Source organism: Eubacterium sp. 3_1_31, from assembly GCF_964249515.1.
Lineage (GTDB): Bacteria > Bacillota_I > Bacilli_A > Erysipelotrichales > Erysipelotrichaceae > Longicatena > Longicatena caecimuris.
In genome coordinates, this window is the sequence record NZ_CAXUBY010000003.1 from 149,958 (window position 1) to 166,766 (window position 16,809).

14 protein-coding genes and 6 tRNA genes are annotated in these 16,809 nt (G+C 33.9%); 2 read left to right on the plus strand and 18 right to left on the minus strand.

Annotation, left to right across the window (positions count from 1 at the left end; all coding sequences use genetic code 11):
- Positions 1 to 13: 13 nt before the first annotated feature.
- Together ACESSZ_RS02340 and ACESSZ_RS02345 are read left to right on the plus strand one after the other, a co-directional pair.
- Entirely contained in the window at positions 14 to 1,114 is a 1,101-nt protein-coding gene (locus ACESSZ_RS02340; protein ID WP_008687240.1) for a DNA alkylation repair protein, read from the plus strand.
- 132 nt (positions 1,115 to 1,246) lie between these two features.
- The gene (locus ACESSZ_RS02345; protein WP_372457593.1) at positions 1,247 to 1,435 is read left to right on the plus strand and encodes a DUF1905 domain-containing protein; all 189 of its coding nucleotides are present in this window, start codon (positions 1,247 to 1,249) and stop codon (positions 1,433 to 1,435) included.
- A 170-nt stretch (positions 1,436 to 1,605) separates the two neighbouring features.
- Here the strand turns inward: ACESSZ_RS02345 and pepT are convergent, their stop codons facing one another.
- The 18 genes from pepT to ACESSZ_RS02435 form a co-directional block, all read right to left on the minus strand.
- Entirely contained in the window at positions 1,606 to 2,826 is a 1,221-nt protein-coding gene (gene pepT, locus ACESSZ_RS02350) for a peptidase T (protein WP_008687238.1), read from the minus strand.
- A gap of 100 nt (positions 2,827 to 2,926) precedes the next feature.
- Complete coding sequence (locus ACESSZ_RS02355; RefSeq protein WP_008979344.1) at positions 2,927 to 3,373, minus strand: DUF2383 domain-containing protein; 447 nt, start codon at positions 3,371 to 3,373, stop codon at positions 2,927 to 2,929.
- Positions 3,374 to 3,579: 206 nt separating this feature from the next.
- The gene (locus ACESSZ_RS02360; RefSeq protein WP_008687236.1) at positions 3,580 to 4,602 is read right to left on the minus strand and encodes an RNA-guided endonuclease InsQ/TnpB family protein; all 1,023 of its coding nucleotides are present in this window, start codon (positions 4,600 to 4,602) and stop codon (positions 3,580 to 3,582) included.
- Between the two features lie 471 nt (positions 4,603 to 5,073).
- Positions 5,074 to 5,147: transfer RNA gene (locus ACESSZ_RS02365), tRNA-Gly, on the minus strand.
- 10 nt (positions 5,148 to 5,157) lie between these two features.
- Positions 5,158 to 5,233: transfer RNA gene (locus ACESSZ_RS02370), tRNA-Lys, on the minus strand.
- Between the two features lie 24 nt (positions 5,234 to 5,257).
- Positions 5,258 to 5,333 (minus strand) — tRNA-Gln (locus ACESSZ_RS02375).
- Between the two features lie 8 nt (positions 5,334 to 5,341).
- Positions 5,342 to 5,425: transfer RNA gene (locus ACESSZ_RS02380), tRNA-Tyr, on the minus strand.
- Positions 5,426 to 5,443: 18 nt separating this feature from the next.
- Positions 5,444 to 5,519, minus strand: a tRNA-Thr gene (locus tag ACESSZ_RS02385).
- A gap of 7 nt (positions 5,520 to 5,526) precedes the next feature.
- Positions 5,527 to 5,602 (minus strand) — tRNA-Val (locus ACESSZ_RS02390).
- 165 nt (positions 5,603 to 5,767) lie between these two features.
- On the minus strand, positions 5,768 to 6,049 hold the full coding sequence (locus tag ACESSZ_RS02395) for a cyclic-di-AMP receptor (protein ID WP_008687235.1): 282 nt from the start codon (positions 6,047 to 6,049) through the stop codon (positions 5,768 to 5,770).
- Between the two features lie 203 nt (positions 6,050 to 6,252).
- Positions 6,253 to 6,702 (minus strand): winged helix-turn-helix transcriptional regulator, encoded by a 450-nt coding sequence (locus tag ACESSZ_RS02400; protein WP_008687233.1) that lies wholly within the window; start codon positions 6,700 to 6,702, stop codon positions 6,253 to 6,255.
- A 31-nt stretch (positions 6,703 to 6,733) separates the two neighbouring features.
- Entirely contained in the window at positions 6,734 to 7,975 is a 1,242-nt protein-coding gene (locus tag ACESSZ_RS02405) for a redoxin domain-containing protein (protein WP_008687231.1), read from the minus strand.
- 329 nt (positions 7,976 to 8,304) lie between these two features.
- Positions 8,305 to 9,642, minus strand: coding sequence for an FAD-dependent oxidoreductase (locus ACESSZ_RS02410; protein ID WP_008687230.1), 1,338 nt, complete (start codon positions 9,640 to 9,642; stop codon positions 8,305 to 8,307).
- Between the two features lie 216 nt (positions 9,643 to 9,858).
- Positions 9,859 to 11,286: a deoxyguanosinetriphosphate triphosphohydrolase gene (locus ACESSZ_RS02415; protein ID WP_499842681.1), complete on the minus strand. Its 1,428-nt coding sequence runs from the start codon at positions 11,284 to 11,286 to the stop codon at positions 9,859 to 9,861.
- 588 nt (positions 11,287 to 11,874) lie between these two features.
- A complete protein-coding gene (locus ACESSZ_RS02420; RefSeq protein WP_008687226.1) occupies positions 11,875 to 13,020 on the minus strand; it encodes a DUF349 domain-containing protein in 1,146 nt (381 codons plus the stop codon).
- Positions 13,021 to 13,345: 325 nt separating this feature from the next.
- A complete protein-coding gene (locus ACESSZ_RS02425) occupies positions 13,346 to 13,585 on the minus strand; it encodes a DUF4314 domain-containing protein (RefSeq protein ID WP_008687224.1) in 240 nt (79 codons plus the stop codon).
- Positions 13,586 to 14,156: 571 nt separating this feature from the next.
- The gene (locus ACESSZ_RS02430; RefSeq protein ID WP_008687222.1) at positions 14,157 to 14,609 is read right to left on the minus strand and encodes a PTS sugar transporter subunit IIA; all 453 of its coding nucleotides are present in this window, start codon (positions 14,607 to 14,609) and stop codon (positions 14,157 to 14,159) included.
- 13 nt (positions 14,610 to 14,622) lie between these two features.
- Entirely contained in the window at positions 14,623 to 16,587 is a 1,965-nt protein-coding gene (locus ACESSZ_RS02435) for a BglG family transcription antiterminator (RefSeq protein WP_008687221.1), read from the minus strand.
- Between the last annotated feature and the right edge of the window lie 222 nt (positions 16,588 to 16,809).

Genomic DNA, 16,809 nt, shown 5'->3' on the forward strand with positions numbered 1-16,809 from the left:
AAGGAGGAATAATATGGCGGAATTATTTAAGGACAGATTTAATTATGAATCACTATACAAGCTCGCATCACAGATTCAAACGGTTTATGATGAGTTTCCGGTAGATACGTTTTTAAAATCCACGATGGACGAAATGTGGGATAGTTTAGAATTGAAACAGAGGGTCATGCAAATTAGTGTAAATTTAGGGAAGTATTTACCAGACGACTATAAAACAGCCATTCACATTATTGATAAAGTGATAATGAATTATGATACCTGCTCAGATGGTTTTGTTTCCTTTTTCCCAACTTTTGTTGAGCTTTACGGACAGGATAAAGAAAACTGGGACATCTCTATGTCAGCTTTAGCAAGATATACTCCATACGCATCAGCTGAATTTGCAGTAAGAGCGTTTATTATTAACGATGAAGAACGTATGATGGCGCAGATGGCATCATGGGCTAAAGATAATAATGAGCATGTCCGTAGGCTTGCCAGCGAAGGTTGTCGCCCCAGACTGCCTTGGGGACAAAGCTTGCCGAACTTCCAAAAAGATCCATCTCCGATTCTCCGTATTTTAGAGTTGCTAAAAGCAGACCCTTCACTGTATGTTCGTAAAAGTGTAGCCAATAACCTGAATGATATATCAAAAACACATCCTGATTTAGTGGTGAAGGTTGCTAAGGATTGGTATGGTAAAGACATGAATACAGATTGGATTATCAAACACGGGTGCAGGACACTTCTTAAAAAGGGCAATAGCGAAGTGCTTCGTATTTTGGGATTATCAGATGCTGGCTGTGTCAGAGTTAATGCTTTTTCACTAGAAACTGTATCTGTTCCTGCAGGGGGTATTTTGACTTTTTCCTTCGAGCTTGAGGCTGAAAAGAAAACTAAGGCACGGCTGGAATATGGAATTGATTATGTTAAAGCAAACGGTAGGCAGAACCGTAAAATATTCCAAATATCCGAGCTTGTTTTCAAGGAAAAGGAAAAGAGGTATTACACAAAAACACATTCCTTTGCGGATACAAGTACAAGGAAACATTACCCTGGAATCCATTCAATTACGCTTATAGTTAATGGTACTGAGCGGGGTACACTAGAGTTTGAAGTATTGGCGGCAAAATAGAATTTGCAGGAGGTGTAAAATGAAGAACAAAGGAATGAAGTTTGAATTTTCAGCAAAGCCATATCATTATTCTGCGACAGAAGGAATGTTTTTGTTTCTCTTCCAAAAGAAATATCTATAGATATAAGAAATATTTTTAAATGTTTAGAAGAAGGTTGGGGTCGATTAAAAGTAACAGCAATAATTGGTAATACACAATGGCAAACTGCTATTTGGTTTGATACAAAGCAGGATACTTATTTACTTCCACTTAAAGCGGCAGTTAGAAAAAAAGAATGTATTGAACTTAATAAACCTTTGCAAGTTATTGTCTGTGTTTAATTTAAAAAGGAAATCTAAATACCTCACTGTGATATAGGATATTAGGAGATTTATTAAATCATCCTATAATCATCACATTAAAGATAGATTTCCTTTCTTTTAGTAGTCAGATGTTAGTACTAATAGAATATCCTTACCGTCTTTTCTATTTATAATACTAATGATTAATTTTATAATTTCAAACTATTTTCAACTATTTTCAAAAGCAATGCGACGCTTTTCTCCATTTCATTTATGGAAACATATTCATATTTACCGTGATAGTTATAACCACCGGTTCCTAAGTTAGGACAAGGGAGACCTTCATATGTCAGGCGTGCTCCATCAGTACCACCACGAATAGCTGCGGAAGCAGGCTGTAAACCTATTTCTTCCATAGATTTTTTTACCAACTCAATAATATTCATATTTTGTTCGATGATTTGACGCATATTTGCATAACTATCCGTTATCTGTAATGTAATCGTATTTTCAGGATACTTTTTATTTAAGTAATCAGCTATGCGCTTAAAGTCTTCTTTTTGTTGTTCAAATAATGTTTCATCATGATTACGAATAATATAAGACATATGCGCGTGTTCACATTCTCCATGCATATCAGTTAAATGATTAAATCCTTCATAACCTTCTGTATATGCTGGGTTTTGTTCAACAGGCAACATGGAATGAAATTCCATTCCAACTAAAAGAGCATTTATCATCTTGCCTTTAGCGGAACCTGGATGAATGCTTAATCCTTGTATATCCAATACTGCACTAGCTGCATTAAAGTTCTCATAATCAATAAACTCAACTTCGCCGCCATCTACTGTATAGGCGAAATCCGCATCAAATGCTTTCACATTAAAGTGATCTGTACCTCTGCCTACTTCTTCATCAGGGGTAAATGCTATTTTTATATCACCATGCGGTAAGTTTTTTTGAATAATTGTTTCTAGCATAGTCATTATTTCGGCTATACCGGCTTTATCATCAGCGCCTAGTAAGGTTGTTCCATCAGTAACAATTAGGTTCTCACCAATATTACGATTTAGGCTTTCAAAATCATTTGGCCCCATATGAATATTTAATTTTTCATTCAAAATGATATCAGAGCCATCATAATTTTCAATTATTCTTGGTTTTACATTTTCACCACTCATATCAGGTGAAGTATCCATATGAGCTATAAATCCTATTTTAGGACAATTAGCCTCGCAATTGGCAAGTAAACTTCCATATACAATACCAAATTCATCTACATATGCATTTGTAACACCAATATTTTTCAACTCATCTACTAAGTATTTTGCCAACTTTAATTGTTTTAAAGAACTTGGTGTTGTTTGTGAGTTCTCATCAGATTGAGTGTCAAAAGTGACATATTTTAAAAATCTTTCTTGTACTTTCATATCTATCCTTCTTTTATATTGTAAATGACTTATAAATGTTATTTACATAATTTCCTTTCTTAGAAGAATTATACAATGAAACAAGCAAGAAAGCCAAGTATTACTCTTCAAATTCAATACGGTATCTATCTAATTTATGATATATAGAAGCATAATCATCTTTCATAATGGCAATCGTCTTTTCTGTTTCATCATCCAAAATGAAATTTCGTGCGTCAAAATCATGCAATGCTTTTGCTCCCATTTCCATATTATGAACAGCCACTTTCAATACTTCTTTATCACTATCAACCGTTAAATTTTTAATATGTGATATGACATCTGTGATTGTACCCATAATTCCTGCTGAGTCAATAGGTTCGCCTCCATGGGCTAATATTAATCCTGTTAAAGATTTTTCATGAATGTGTAGCATGAGTAAAATTTCATCAAATTCTTTATGCAATGTTTCACTTTTGATTTTTTCACGCAAATCTTCAAATATGGATGCACCCATATGTGTTCCTTTCAATAGTTGATTTAATTCTTCTAATAATTTATCTTCCATACTTTTCACCTCACGATTATTATGGAGTTCATTCTTTATGTCTATTCTCAAATGTGTACGTGCCGAGAAAAAGCCATGCTCAGCACGTACCATATAGGGTTCGAACCACATGGCTTTTTTTCCATTGGCTATGCCTTTGGATATGGATGTGCCTTCACCCGTCCTGTAGCGGTATCTATGAGATACTACAGGCCGATTCAGAAGAATCAAAGTGCATGGAGGATGTTAATAGCTGCAACAACATCACGATGTCCATGATATCCGCACTTACATTGATAGGTTCGATCTTTTGGTTTATTTATTCGCCCGCATTTAGGACATTTTTTTGATGTATTATATGGATTTACATATCTAACTTCAATACCGGCGAGTTGAGCTTTATATGTAATAAATTGTTGAAGTCTTTGATAAGACCATAAATAGGCATTAGAGACTTGCCTGACATTAAAGCGATCATGGATAGAGGTTAATTTTTCTAGATATATCATTCCTACATCATTTTCCAAAGCATAAGAAATTATGTCTTTTGAAATCTTATGATCTTGATCAGCCAAGACATTATGTAGTTTATGCCGGAATTGGCGCAATTTCTTAAACTGCTTTCTTCGTTGCATTTCTTGTATATGACGTTTATATTTACGTAGATAAAATTGGCGTTGCCTACCATTTCCAAAAAAACGATAATGCTGATTATCAAGAGCAGCAACTGCGGGTACTTTCATTCCTATATCAATACCTATTGTTTTACGACTTGTTGAAAAAATGATGGGAATATCTACATTTATAAAGGCATACCAGTTTTCTTGAATATGCATTAATTCTAAATTCATCATTTTACCCCTAGCTAACTGCATTAAAGGTTGTTCATTATGATACATAGGAAGATCAATGAATCTTTTATGTTCAAGAAGACCTAACTCTAGCTGCAGGAGATCACCGTTTAGGCGATAGGAGGAGTTGCTCCAACAGCTAGAGCAGCGGATCTTTCGGCTATTTTTACATCCACAACGATATTCGTATTCTTTTTTAGCAAAATCGAGTACTAAGTGTTTGCTATGAAAAGAGATATGATTACTAATATTTTTATATAGATATTCGTAACTATGATTTTCTTTTATAAAAATATCGGCTATGCGTTTTATCTCTTTATGATATATAGTTTCATACCAAGTTAAGCAGTGCTTTAAGTGTTCATTTAAATCTAATGATAGTTTGATCGTTATGTACATTTGATTTCACCTAGATTTCCCTTCACTTATATATACGATTCTAAAATAGAAAATCGTAATTTTTGGTGAATTTTTTTTAATTTCAATAAAACATTGAATTTATAATACTATTTCTTACATTTCCACCCTTTTATATTTATATTATGAATTCGTGCCGCAGAGGGTCTATGTACACGTTTCTCCACCATATTCTTATTAAATAGAGCCCAAGTCCTAGGACTTGGCCATCTTAGCGTTCTTAAGAGCGCAATAGCCAAGCGAAACACGTTATTATTACCCCAGCCGAGGCACTATCAAGAAGCATCTGACTTTTTCGATATCGCCAAGGTCACCAACACTTTAGACTATTTAGTGACATTCAGCCTTCCTTTCTTTACTATGAACTCCATTGTCATTCTCAAGCTAACATGAATAGTGATTCTCATCACATCAAAAAAAGCAATCAGTGTATGATTGCTTTATTGAACTATATGGAGCGGGTGATGAGAATCGAACTCACGTAGTCAGCTTGGAAGGCTGAAGTTCTACCATTGAACTACACCCGCAACATTTAAATGGTGACCCGTGGGCGATTCGAACGCCCGACCCTCTGATTAAAAGTCAGATGCTCTACCAACTGAGCTAACGGGTCATTTATAATGTTGATTTTTTAAAATGGCTGGGGTAACTGGACTCGAACCAGTGGAATGCCAGAGTCAAAGTCTGGTGCCTTACCGCTTGGCTATACCCCAATAAGAGATGGTGGGGGGGGACGGATTCGAACCGCCGAACCATAAGGAACTGAGTTACAGTCAGCCGCGTTTAGCCTCTTCGCTACCCCCCCAGCTCTATTTATTAAGAATGGTGCCGACTATAGGAATTGAACCCACAACCTACTGATTACAAGTCAGTTGCTCTACCAATTGAGCTAAGTCGGCACATTTATGGTGGAGGCTAAGGGACTTGAACCCCTGACCCTCTGCTTGTAAGGCAGACGCTCTCCCAACTGAGCTAAGCCTCCACATAATTTATGCAATCACTGATTTCCTGAGTCCTTTCCATCAGCGCCTTAATATAATACCATCTGTTTATTTTTCTGTCAACAATTTTTTAAAACTTTTTTATATTTTTTTCAACACACTTTTATAATGCATAATCTTCCCATTTTAAAGCCTTTTTATATTGCCTAAGGATTGATTTTTTTAAAATAAGTTGAAGCTATAACATATATTTTTACTTGACCTCTAAACGGCTCAGACATTCCCGGATGCCTGCCTCCTTCATTTTCTAATATCGCGATAACATTGTCAGCTTCACCTTTTTCCACGCCAAGTAATAAAACAATATCACCATATTGTAAAAACTCTCCATTGCAACCAATTTCAGTAGCAGAATAACCATGCTTAACAAGTAATGATGTAATATTATCTGAATATTCTTCACTAGCTATGATTAAGATTAATTCCATCTTATACACCTCTTGTAATATGATAACATATTTCAATTATTATTTCCGCCACTTTCTAAAAACTAATTATAAAATAGAGAATCATCATGATTCTATCAAAAAAGCCAAAGTATTTTCCATTCATATCGTCAACCTTGGCTTACTATTCTATATACAGATAAACTTTTCACTTACTGTTAAATAATGATGATCCTTACCATATATTAAATTTCGTCAATAACATCATCTAAATCATTGATGATGATATCCTCTTTACTCAAAATCTCATCACATTCATCACATACATAAGCAATATGTATGTTAGAGCCACAGCTTTTATGTTTTAAACATTTATAACTTTTATTCAGATGCTTATCTCCCCATAATAATATAGCATTATAAATATCATCTAAATCACTAGATTTCTCTGTTAACAAATATTGATATCTAGGAGGATGTGTTGAATATAATTCACATGTAAGTAAATCATCTTCACATAACCCTTTTAGTCTCTCCGATAAAAGATTTGTAGGGATACCGACTAAATGTTTTTGTATATCTTTGAATGTATGACACCCTTCTTTTACTGCATGTAAAATCAATAAAGTCCATTTATCTCCAATTAAGTTCAGTGTTTGTGCTATATTACATTTTAAATCATATTGTTTTTTCATGTCATCACCTTTTCCCTATAACTTTCTTATACTAATTAGCATTTAACGTTTTTAAAATCATATTCTCCATCATTTCCATTGTCAAAGCACCTTCGATATATCCATAAGGTTTCCCTTCTTTGTCTAGCATAAAAGTAGTCGGCATACTACCAATACCAAATGTTGAATAAATAAATCCATCATCAAATAAAACAGGTACTGTCAGAGCATTATCCGAAATGAATTCTTTTAAATCAGATTTACCCTTTTCTTGCCCACCTGGATAAACAATTGTCAGAATTGCCACATGCTTATCACTTCTATATTTCTCATAAAGTTTTTGAATATTTGGCAGCTCACCACGGCAAGGCGGGCACCATGTCGCCCAAAAATTCAGAAAGACAACTTTACCTTTGTAATCCTCAAGTTTGATAATCTTATCATGTTGATCTTTTAATTCATAACTGCCTAACTGCTGCAATAATGCTTTCTCCTGTTCACTATTTTTCTCATCTTTATTCTCTCCACCATCTTCTTTTTTATCTTCATTCTTATCTTTAATCATAGCATTATTACTGCTTTGTGTCATGTAATTACTGATAAAGTTCATTTTACCGCTTACCATTGATACACCAAAAAATATTAATATGATTGCTCCTAATTTTACTGTATAGTTCATAATACTCTTATGATTGGACAGCCAATTTAATATACTATCTGTAAAGATACCAATAAGTAGGAAAGGTATTGTTAATCCAAGAGCATATATGACCATTAGAAAATTACTCATCCAAAGATTTTGTGAGCTATTCGCCAAAAGTAGAATACTGGAAAGAGCTGGTCCTATACACGGTGTCCATGCAAAACTAAAAGTAAACCCCATCAAAAACGCAAGTAGTAAGTTCATTTCTTTCTTTAAAGTAAACGGGAGTCTTCTTGTTTTCCCCAAAAAATTAGATTTGAAAAATCCCAATTGAAATAATCCTAATACAATAATAAGTATGCCTCCTACTTTTATGAATACGGACATATGATCTCTGAAAAATGAACTGATCAATGTGATTGATATATTCATCAATAAAATGGCGGTAAATATACCAAATATAAAACTCAGTGTAAAAAATATTACGAAACGTTTTTTTCTTATTTGTTTGTTGTTAACATCACTTCCAATTAAATATCCCATGTACACCGGCAATAATGGGAGCACACATGGCGAAAGGAAGGATAGCACTCCTTCCATAAATACCATAAGTATGCTTATATGTTGCATTGTATCCTGTAAATTCATCATAGGCAGTTATTTCCCCATCTTTCTTTTTCTATCTTTTAAATTTAAAATAACATTTCTTTTTTAACATAGCCAATCTAATATTTTTAAAATTAAGTCTTTTTTATATTTATATTGTTATTTTTGTATTATAACTATTGCAATACAATATTTTAAGGCATTTTATATTATAACTACATATTTTTAGGTTCTATAATTTTCAGTTTACCAATATCAGCAAAGAACTTTTATTCTATTAAGAAACTTTCAGCAATACCCATGACTTACAGTAAACACCATTTTATCTTTATTTTGTTTATAAATTTAACATTTTGTTTATAAATTTAATCATATCAGAAGTTACCAAACAGATCATTTAACGCCTCACTCATTGTAGGATGAGTGAAAATGTGGTTTGCTATGTCTGAAGTCTTTAATCCAAGATTTATTGCAAGCTGAACGAAATTGATCATTTCTTCTGAAGCAGTACACAACAATACACACCCTAGTATTTTATCCGTTTTGGCATCAGCAATTGCTTTTAACACGCCTTCTTTGCATTCATTTACATGTGCTCGTGGTATAGCAGAAACTGCCAGTTTCGCCACTTTGATTTCATACCCCTCATTTTTTGCCTCCTCTTCACTCATCCCTACGCGTGAAAAAGTTGGTTCAATAAAGACAGAATAGGGTATCGCTCCTCTATTATCAGTTGTACGTTTTTTATCACCAAATATATGATCTTTTACAATACGATAATCATCTAATGAAATATATGTGAATTGTAGTCCGCCTTTAACATCACCCATTGCGTAGATGTGTGGCTGAGACGTTTGTAGATATCGATTTACCTTAATAGCTCCACGAGCATCTGTTTCTACACCGGCTTGTTCAAGATGTAATCCATCTGTATTAGCTTTTCTTCCAGTTGCCAATAACACAGCATTTACTGTTAATTGCTGTATATTACCATCTTTGTTTTTATAAGTAACTATCACATCAGAATCATTTACATTTTCCACCGAAAGGACATTGCTTTTAAACTCAAATTGTACACCTTGTCTTTCTAATATTTGTTGTATATGTAAAGCGATATCCTCATCCTCTCGCTTGACAAGACGATCACCATATTCAAAAACGGTCACTTGAGTTCCATAACGAGCAAACATGCTTGAAAATTCTAAGCCAATATATCCGCCACCAATAATTGCTAACGTTTTAGGCTGTTCTTTCTCTTTCATTATATCAGCACTTACGTATATATGTTTTGTATGCTCGATACCTTGAATATTAGGGATGATAGGAACACTTCCTGTGTTAACAAAAAGATAATCACCATATATTTCTTTCGTACCCTTTTCATTTTCATATGAAATTACGTGGGTGTTTACAAAGCTTGCTTTAGCGGTAATTACATCAATGTTAGGATTTTGATTCAGCTTCTCAAAGTTCTTTTTTCTCAAAATTGACGTTATTTCTTCTTTTTTGTTAATAGCATCAGAAAAGGTTCTTTTACCAGCTTGTACAATCAAAGATTTTGATGGTATGCATCCTTCGTTAATGCATGTGCCACCATACATCTTTGACGATTTTTCTATCATCGCGACTTTTTTACCTTGCTTTGCGAACTCTGCTGCCAAAGTTTTTGCTCCTTTTCCAAATCCAATCATGATTGCATCATATTTTTTCATGAATATTGCCTCCTTATCATTTATGAACTCAGTATAACATAGTGACTTTATATTTTAAAGTGATTTGATTAAATATATTTAAATGCAAGCAAAAGTAATTTAAACTCTCTCTTTGCTTTATATCTCGATTTTCATAAAATTTTCAATGCTCCCTTTCATATAAAAAGAATCAGGCAGCTATAACCACCCGATGTCTTTAACATATAATAAACTTTATCAAATTCCTCTTAACTCTTGATATAATCGTTTCGCATAACTATCTGTCATACCTGCAATGAAATCCGTAGCAAGTAGTAAGCGGGCATACACTTTATCTTCTTCACTTTTTACAGTTTTTGCTGTTTCATGATATTGCTCTAAATAATTTTGTGATAAAAGATCAATATACTTTTTTTGTATCTCCGTAATTTCTATATCTGTATCATATGGCAATAAAGCATCGACAAAGCGATCTAACAGAAAGCTGAGAATTTCATTTCCCATCAATTCTAATTTTAGAATTGAAGAATGACAATATATGCGTCGATAGGCAAATTCTTTCAACGCATTAATTAGTTTACCTTCAGAGCTTTCTGTGATTAATTCATCAAAAAATTCGCCATTCATAATTTCATCATAGTGAAGGATAAAAGCATCACTAACTCTTGAAACACTATAAAGTTGTTTTTTTGTAAGCCAAGAAAAGACTGCATATTTATAAGGATCCACTGATGTTTTAGATCCAATTTGCTCCTGGATTCCGTTTTCCAACTCTTTTTCTAATAGCGCTTTTCCTTTCTCATCGCCAGCTTTAATGACAACATCCAGTAAATCTTGATATGTATATAATCCTTTGTTATAACCATCCTCCAGATCAGCAAAAGTGTATGCAAGATCATCTGCCGCCTCTAATAAAAAGCACAGTGGATTACGTGTATTTCGTGTACCGGTATTATTCTTTATTATAGCAAATTGCTCTTGCTCACTTTGAAAATACCCAATTTTCTTTTTTAGTAAATTGCGTTCATGTTTAGGTTTCTGTTTTTCCTTCATCATCGTCAAAGAATCGCATGGATATTTTATAATTGTATCCATAACAGCAGATGTAAGATGCATTCCATTTTTTCCTATTAACCTGTGCAATTTCGTAATAATACGCAATGCCTGGGCATTTCCTTCAAAGTTTTCCAAATCTGCAATTTGTTGCGGATCTAATATGTTGCGCAACTTTCTACCTTTGAATTCTTTTATGTCCAAGTTTTTTTTGAACCAATCGCGTATGCTGAATTCGCCGAAATGACCAAATGGTGGATTCCCGATATCATGTAGCAATCCTGCACAATTTAAAGTTTCCATAACTTTGATAGTATCTGGCTGATGTCCTTCATCTTCTAATTGTTTTTCTAATATCACATTACACACTTGTTTTCCCATTAATTTTGCTAGAGAGCTGACTTCCATAGAATGTGTCAGTCTTGTTCTTACAAAGTCACTATGATCTAAAGGAAAAACTTGTGTTTTATCTTGTAGTCGACAATAAGAAGCACTGCGGATTATACGATGATAATCGCTTTCTATTTCGCTGCGATATCGATGTGCCTCTTTTGTCTTTCTACTTGGAATACGTTCTTCACTAGTGATTAAATCCCATTGTAATCGTCCCATTTTCAAACCTCTTTCTTGTTTTTATGTCATTTACACTATACCTCATTCGAAACTAAAATGGAAGAATTTCACTACATACAATAACTTTATGTTATTAAAAAAAATCATTACTTCCTATTTTTAAAATATTACAATTTCCGCATCTATTATTATCTATTTTACTGACTCCGATATAATATTTCTAGTAAGCACTTATCTCGACGTATAAAAAAACCTTTCGCCATGAATAGCAAGGATTACTTACTAAATTCATAACGAAAGGATATGCCAAATAACTTCATTATATTATTGCATAGTTACTCCCCTTCATACCATGCTATAAGGATTTCATTTCCAGCAATACCGGCAATTTTTTATTGCTGATTATAATCATCAACTATCATCTTATCCGCATCGCTTTAGATTACATAACATCATCTTATCCGCAACGCTTTAGATTTCATAACATCATCTTATCCGCATTGCTTTTAGATTTCATAACATCATCTAATCAGCATTGCATTTAAATGCCATAACTATCATCTGAACAGCATTGTGTTTAGATGCCACAACTAGTATTTAAACAGCATTGCGCTTAGCTTAGGTACATTATTGCTCATTCAATCTTTTCTCAATATCTGCTAATTCTTCTTCTAACTGTTGGATGAACTCTTTCTTTTCTTCTATACGCTCTTCCATTTCATCAATAGCTCTTTGTCCCAATAGACCAACCATTTCATCTTGCATACGCTTGATTTGGCGTTTTTGGTTTTGTACAAGCTCTTGTTTGCGAGAACGCGCATCCATCATACGTTGACGCCATTGCTGATGCTTTTGCTCGTTCCATTGCTTCAAACCATTAAAATAGGCATCCATAATTTCACGGAATTCTTTCCAAACCTGATCTTCTTTATCTTTACCACAGGAACCAATTGTTTTCCATTCCACATTGAGATCTTTCATCTCTTTTGTATTTTCTCTCGTATATTCATTCCTATCAACAATTACTTTAGCTTTAGCAATTAATTCCTTCTTCTGTTCATACTTTTGATCTTGCTCAGCGTGTAATTCATTATAATATACATTTCGACGTTCATAGAATGTTTGTCTGCTTTCATTAAATGCTGCCCATAACTGATCTTCATACTCTTTACCAGCACTTCCAACAGCTTTCCACTCTTCCATCAAATGGCGGAACTCTTCACTTGTTTTCTGCCAATCCTTAGAATCTACAAGAGCAGCAGCTTTTTTAATCAAGTCTTCTTTTACTTGGCGGGCATTGCCAAATTTTGATTGTAATTCTTCCCAATGCTGATGTTTACGATCAAAAAACTTTTGACGTGCTGCATTAAATGCATCCCACAATTGATCATCGGTATCTCTGCCGGCAGAACCTGTTGCTTTCCATTGATTCATCAGTTCATTCATTTCTTCACTTCCCTGATTCCAATTATCTGTTTCGGCTAATGTTTCAGCGCGCTGAATCAGTTCATGTTTCAATACTTCATTACTTTGATATCCCTCTTTACGTTTTGCATAAAACACATCAATATAACTATCAAATTCTTCTGACAATTTTTCTTCATATGCAGAATCCCAATAAGAAATTCTTTTCCATCTTTTCTTTAAATTTAAGATTTCTTTCCAATCTGCTGTCTCTGGCAAATTCTTTGCCTCTTCTATCAAGGCTTCACGACAGCGAATATCTTCATCATAATCATTTACTTCATACAATTCATCATTCTCGTTATACATATATATTCCTCCAGTTCAAATTCCTTTATAGTGTCGCTCACAATATCAATTTTACCTCATCTTGGTGGAAATTTCATCCCCATTTTGAAATTTACTCGCTTATTATAAACGATTTTTTCATTTGGATAAGATAAATTTTCCCAATTGAAAGTACAAACGACATAATTATTTGAATTTGCCTATAAGAAGGGCACCCTATGATATCTATTCTATTAACTGTATCTTCATATAAAATAAAAATGATAAAACCATTGAATTTTGCTTCATTCTTAATAATAGTTTACCATTTCAATTAATCCATCTTATCCACGAGCTTATTCACTGATTATTTTAAAATCTTACAAACATCAATCCCATATAAAACATGCAACGTACTTCCATTATCCCAATGTACTAGCAAACTGCCAATATCATCAACTCCATAAACCGTACCTTTTGTACCTACAGGAGGAGCTTGTACATCATCCATTTTCACTAATTCCACTCTTGTTCCTATCGGATATAACTTCCGCAAACATGCTAGCATCTTAGTTGATATACATATATTATCTTGTTTTTTATACATATTACCGCTTGCCTTTCTATAAAGGATTTCATCTTTTTAATAGGGTCTATTTGTCTTTTTAAAAAGTTATTTCGTTTCCTTTTATTAACCTTTAAATAAGTCATTTCATCATTTTGAAACAACTTCCTTTCCTTTCAAAAGGTTTCATTCATTTTTCGAATTTTATTTATTGTGAAGCTTCCTTCATCTTATGAGAAAACTTCTTTCACCCTAAGCGTAAGACTTCTTTCACCTTTTGATAAACTATAACACATAGTGCGTACAGCAGTATCAAAATACAAGTTACTTAATATATTCGAAAGGAAACTATCGAAAAACTTTCATTCTCGATTCTCCAGCCCTCTTTTAACAATAATGAAACGTATACCGGTTTCAAACATGTAACATTCAAAACACAATAAAAAAAGAAGATTTGATCTTATTTTATCAACATGATCAAAATCTTCCTATTTTTTATTCACCCTTTATTTCACTCTTTAAAAGCAAGAATCCTATCAACGCGCGGATTTTTTACTTTCTACATGTAACACAATCATAAAATGATTTGTAGCAATCCTAATTACCCCTTAAATTAATCCTTAAAAACCGCTTTGATTTCTTCTACTGTTTCCGCCTTCAACAAGGTTTCAATCGCTTCATCGTTACCAAGCTTACGTGCGATTTCTGCTAACAATAACATATGATTCCGCGCATATTCATGATCATTGGAAACAGCAAAGAGGAAAATCAGCTTAACGCCATTCCCATCCAGCGTCTCCCATTCTATTTCATGATCCAACTTACCAATAGCAATACCAACATTGGTCACAGAATCACTTTTACCATGAGGAATAGCCACATAATTGCCAATTCCTGTCATACCTTCACTTTCCCTTAAATAAATATCCTTCTTAAAAGATGCTACATCATCGATATAATTTGCATCCTTTAACCTCTGTGCCAGTACAGTCAAAGCTTCATCCTTATTCTCTGCCTGCACATGCATATCGATAATTCTTTCATCTAATACATCATTCAGTTTCATTGTAATATCCTCCCTATTGAATTAAATATTTATACAATTCTACATTCGATTTCATCTGCTTAAGTTTCTGTACTTTTTCATCTGTTTCTACTAATGAGATGTATTGTTTATAGAACACCTGGATGCGTTTTACTTCATCTGGTGTATCCATCTTGAATCCTAATAGAAACACTACATCTACTAAATCATCATTCCACAGAATAGGATTTTTCAAGGTTGCTATAACGACTTTCGAGTTATTGACTTCACTCTGTGCCCCATGTGGCAAACTGACGCCATTTCCTATGGAAGTCGTCGTTGCTTTCTCTCTTTCCAAGACACTCTCGCAGAATTTTCCAGTTACAAAGCCTTTGTTTTCCATCTGTTGAGACAAATAAATTAACAATTCCGTTTTATCTTTCACATCCAAATTCATAAAAATCAAGTCTGGAGAAAATAGTGGAAAACAAATAGGTGAGAAAGGATTTGGCACATCATCTGTCTTAAGATTCAATTCCTCCATATGGGAACGCAGCTTCAGGATACCACCATCGCTTAGAATATTAGAAATTTCGACGATTCGTTTATCATGAAACGGCAAGGTGTGCGGTGTGATGATCATATCCATCTCCGCCTGCTCTTCCAATTTAAAATCATGAATACCTTCCACACGAATTTCATTAATTTCAGGAACCAACTTACGCAGACGTTCTACTAACAATTGTGCATGTCCGCGGCTGGAATCCGTTAACAGACATACCCGATATTGTCTAGTCTTTCGTTCAATGGCAGATTGAATGTACAGCACGATATATCCCAATTCATCTTCGGTAATCTGTAAACCATATGTCTCTTCAAATAAAATGCTGATAGCCCAGGTTGCTCGGAAAACATTTTTATACTCTTTCTTAATAAATGGCACTAAAGAATTGCTTTGCGGTGTTCCATAACGAATCCTGAAAATCGTTGGTCGCAAATGAAATATCAAAGATTCCTTTAATTTTTCATCACTCAGCAAATCAACGTCCAGAATATTTCCGATAACATCCAGCATACGATTCACAAAACCAATCAGTTTATCATCGTACTGTTTTACTTGTCCAAGTGTTTCACTCAACTCACTGCGTCCAATAAACTTCGAACACATGATTTGAATAGAGAGAAATACCACTTCTTCATTCGATACCAGAATATGCATTTTCTCATGTAGTTTTTTGAAGATTGCCACGGTAAATGGATATTCGTTGTAACGCTGGATTAATTCTAATTCTTCATTGTCATAACGCAGATGTGAATTAAAATCTTTTCGCTGATAGGCAAGGCAGCAATAAATCAGAATTTCATGAAAAGAATCATCCGTGAAACGATAATTCCATTCATTTTCTGTTTCGATAATGCATTTTTTTATCAGATTGACATCCAGATTTCCAAAGAAATAGAACATATTCTTTCTAATTTCTTCTAGATCTCCTTTTCCCATAATGAGATTTTTTAAAGCCACTCGATAATTGTTTTCCTCATACTGCATCCGCAAACCACGATTACGTTCATTTACAATAACAATATGATATCTGCCCAACCATTCTTCACATTCTTTGATGACCTTCAATACGGTTGGCGTGCTAACATATAATTCATTTGCCAACTGCTGTGTTGTCATGGTTTCATTAGGCAACATGCGAAACAGACGTTTTAAAGTCAGCATCATTCTTTCCATAGCATCATAACTGACACTGATTTCATCGCTGCTTTCCAACATTCTGACAATGCGTGAGCGTTGTTTTTCATCAGCCTCTAACCAAATACCTACCCTTGGTTTTTTACAGATTTCGCCTAGATCATTATCACGCAGGTAATCTTCTATCGCACTGAGTTTATTTCGTGTCGATTTTTCACTTAATCCGATTTCTGACGCGATTTTGCCTGTTGAGACGATATCCCCATCCATCAGAATTGATAATACCTGGCGTACATAATAATTTGTTTTCGCATCTTTCAAGGACACATCTCCACCTTTCTGCATCTATAAGATATCATGTAATAATCTTCCCTGAAAAAAAGGATAGGGAATTTTAATACGGTATTTTTCCCATATAGGGAAAAAGGGAGGGGCATTTTAATACGGTAATTCATCCGTTTTTTCTTTTTATGTTAAACATAAAATAAATTTCTAATTATCTTTTCATAAGTTCTTATAACACCGATATATCCCTATTTTACA

Coding starts and splice junctions, on each gene's coding strand:
- ACESSZ_RS02355 (WP_008979344.1), bottom strand. CDS start 3,373: ATGGAAGATAAATTATTAGAAGAATTAAATCAACTATTGAAAGGAACA.
- ACESSZ_RS02415 (WP_499842681.1), bottom strand. CDS start 11,286: ATGGGACGATTACAATGGGATTTAATCACTAGTGAAGAACGTATTCCA.
- ACESSZ_RS02405 (WP_008687231.1), bottom strand. CDS start 7,975: ATGATGAATTTACAGGATACAATGCAACATATAAGCATACTTATGGTA.
- ACESSZ_RS02420 (WP_008687226.1), bottom strand. CDS start 13,020: ATGTATAACGAGAATGATGAATTGTATGAAGTAAATGATTATGATGAA.
- ACESSZ_RS02395 (WP_008687235.1), bottom strand. CDS start 6,049: ATGGAATTAATCTTAATCATAGCTAGTGAAGAATATTCAGATAATATT.
- ACESSZ_RS02400 (WP_008687233.1), bottom strand. CDS start 6,702: ATGAAAAAACAATATGATTTAAAATGTAATATAGCACAAACACTGAAC.
- ACESSZ_RS02425 (WP_008687224.1), bottom strand. CDS start 13,585: ATGTATAAAAAACAAGATAATATATGTATATCAACTAAGATGCTAGCA.
- pepT (WP_008687238.1), bottom strand. CDS start 2,826: ATGAAAGTACAAGAAAGATTTTTAAAATATGTCACTTTTGACACTCAA.
- ACESSZ_RS02410 (WP_008687230.1), bottom strand. CDS start 9,642: ATGAAAAAATATGATGCAATCATGATTGGATTTGGAAAAGGAGCAAAA.
- ACESSZ_RS02340 (WP_008687240.1), top strand. CDS start 14: ATGGCGGAATTATTTAAGGACAGATTTAATTATGAATCACTATACAAG.
- ACESSZ_RS02360 (WP_008687236.1), bottom strand. CDS start 4,602: ATGTACATAACGATCAAACTATCATTAGATTTAAATGAACACTTAAAG.
- ACESSZ_RS02430 (WP_008687222.1), bottom strand. CDS start 14,609: ATGAAACTGAATGATGTATTAGATGAAAGAATTATCGATATGCATGTG.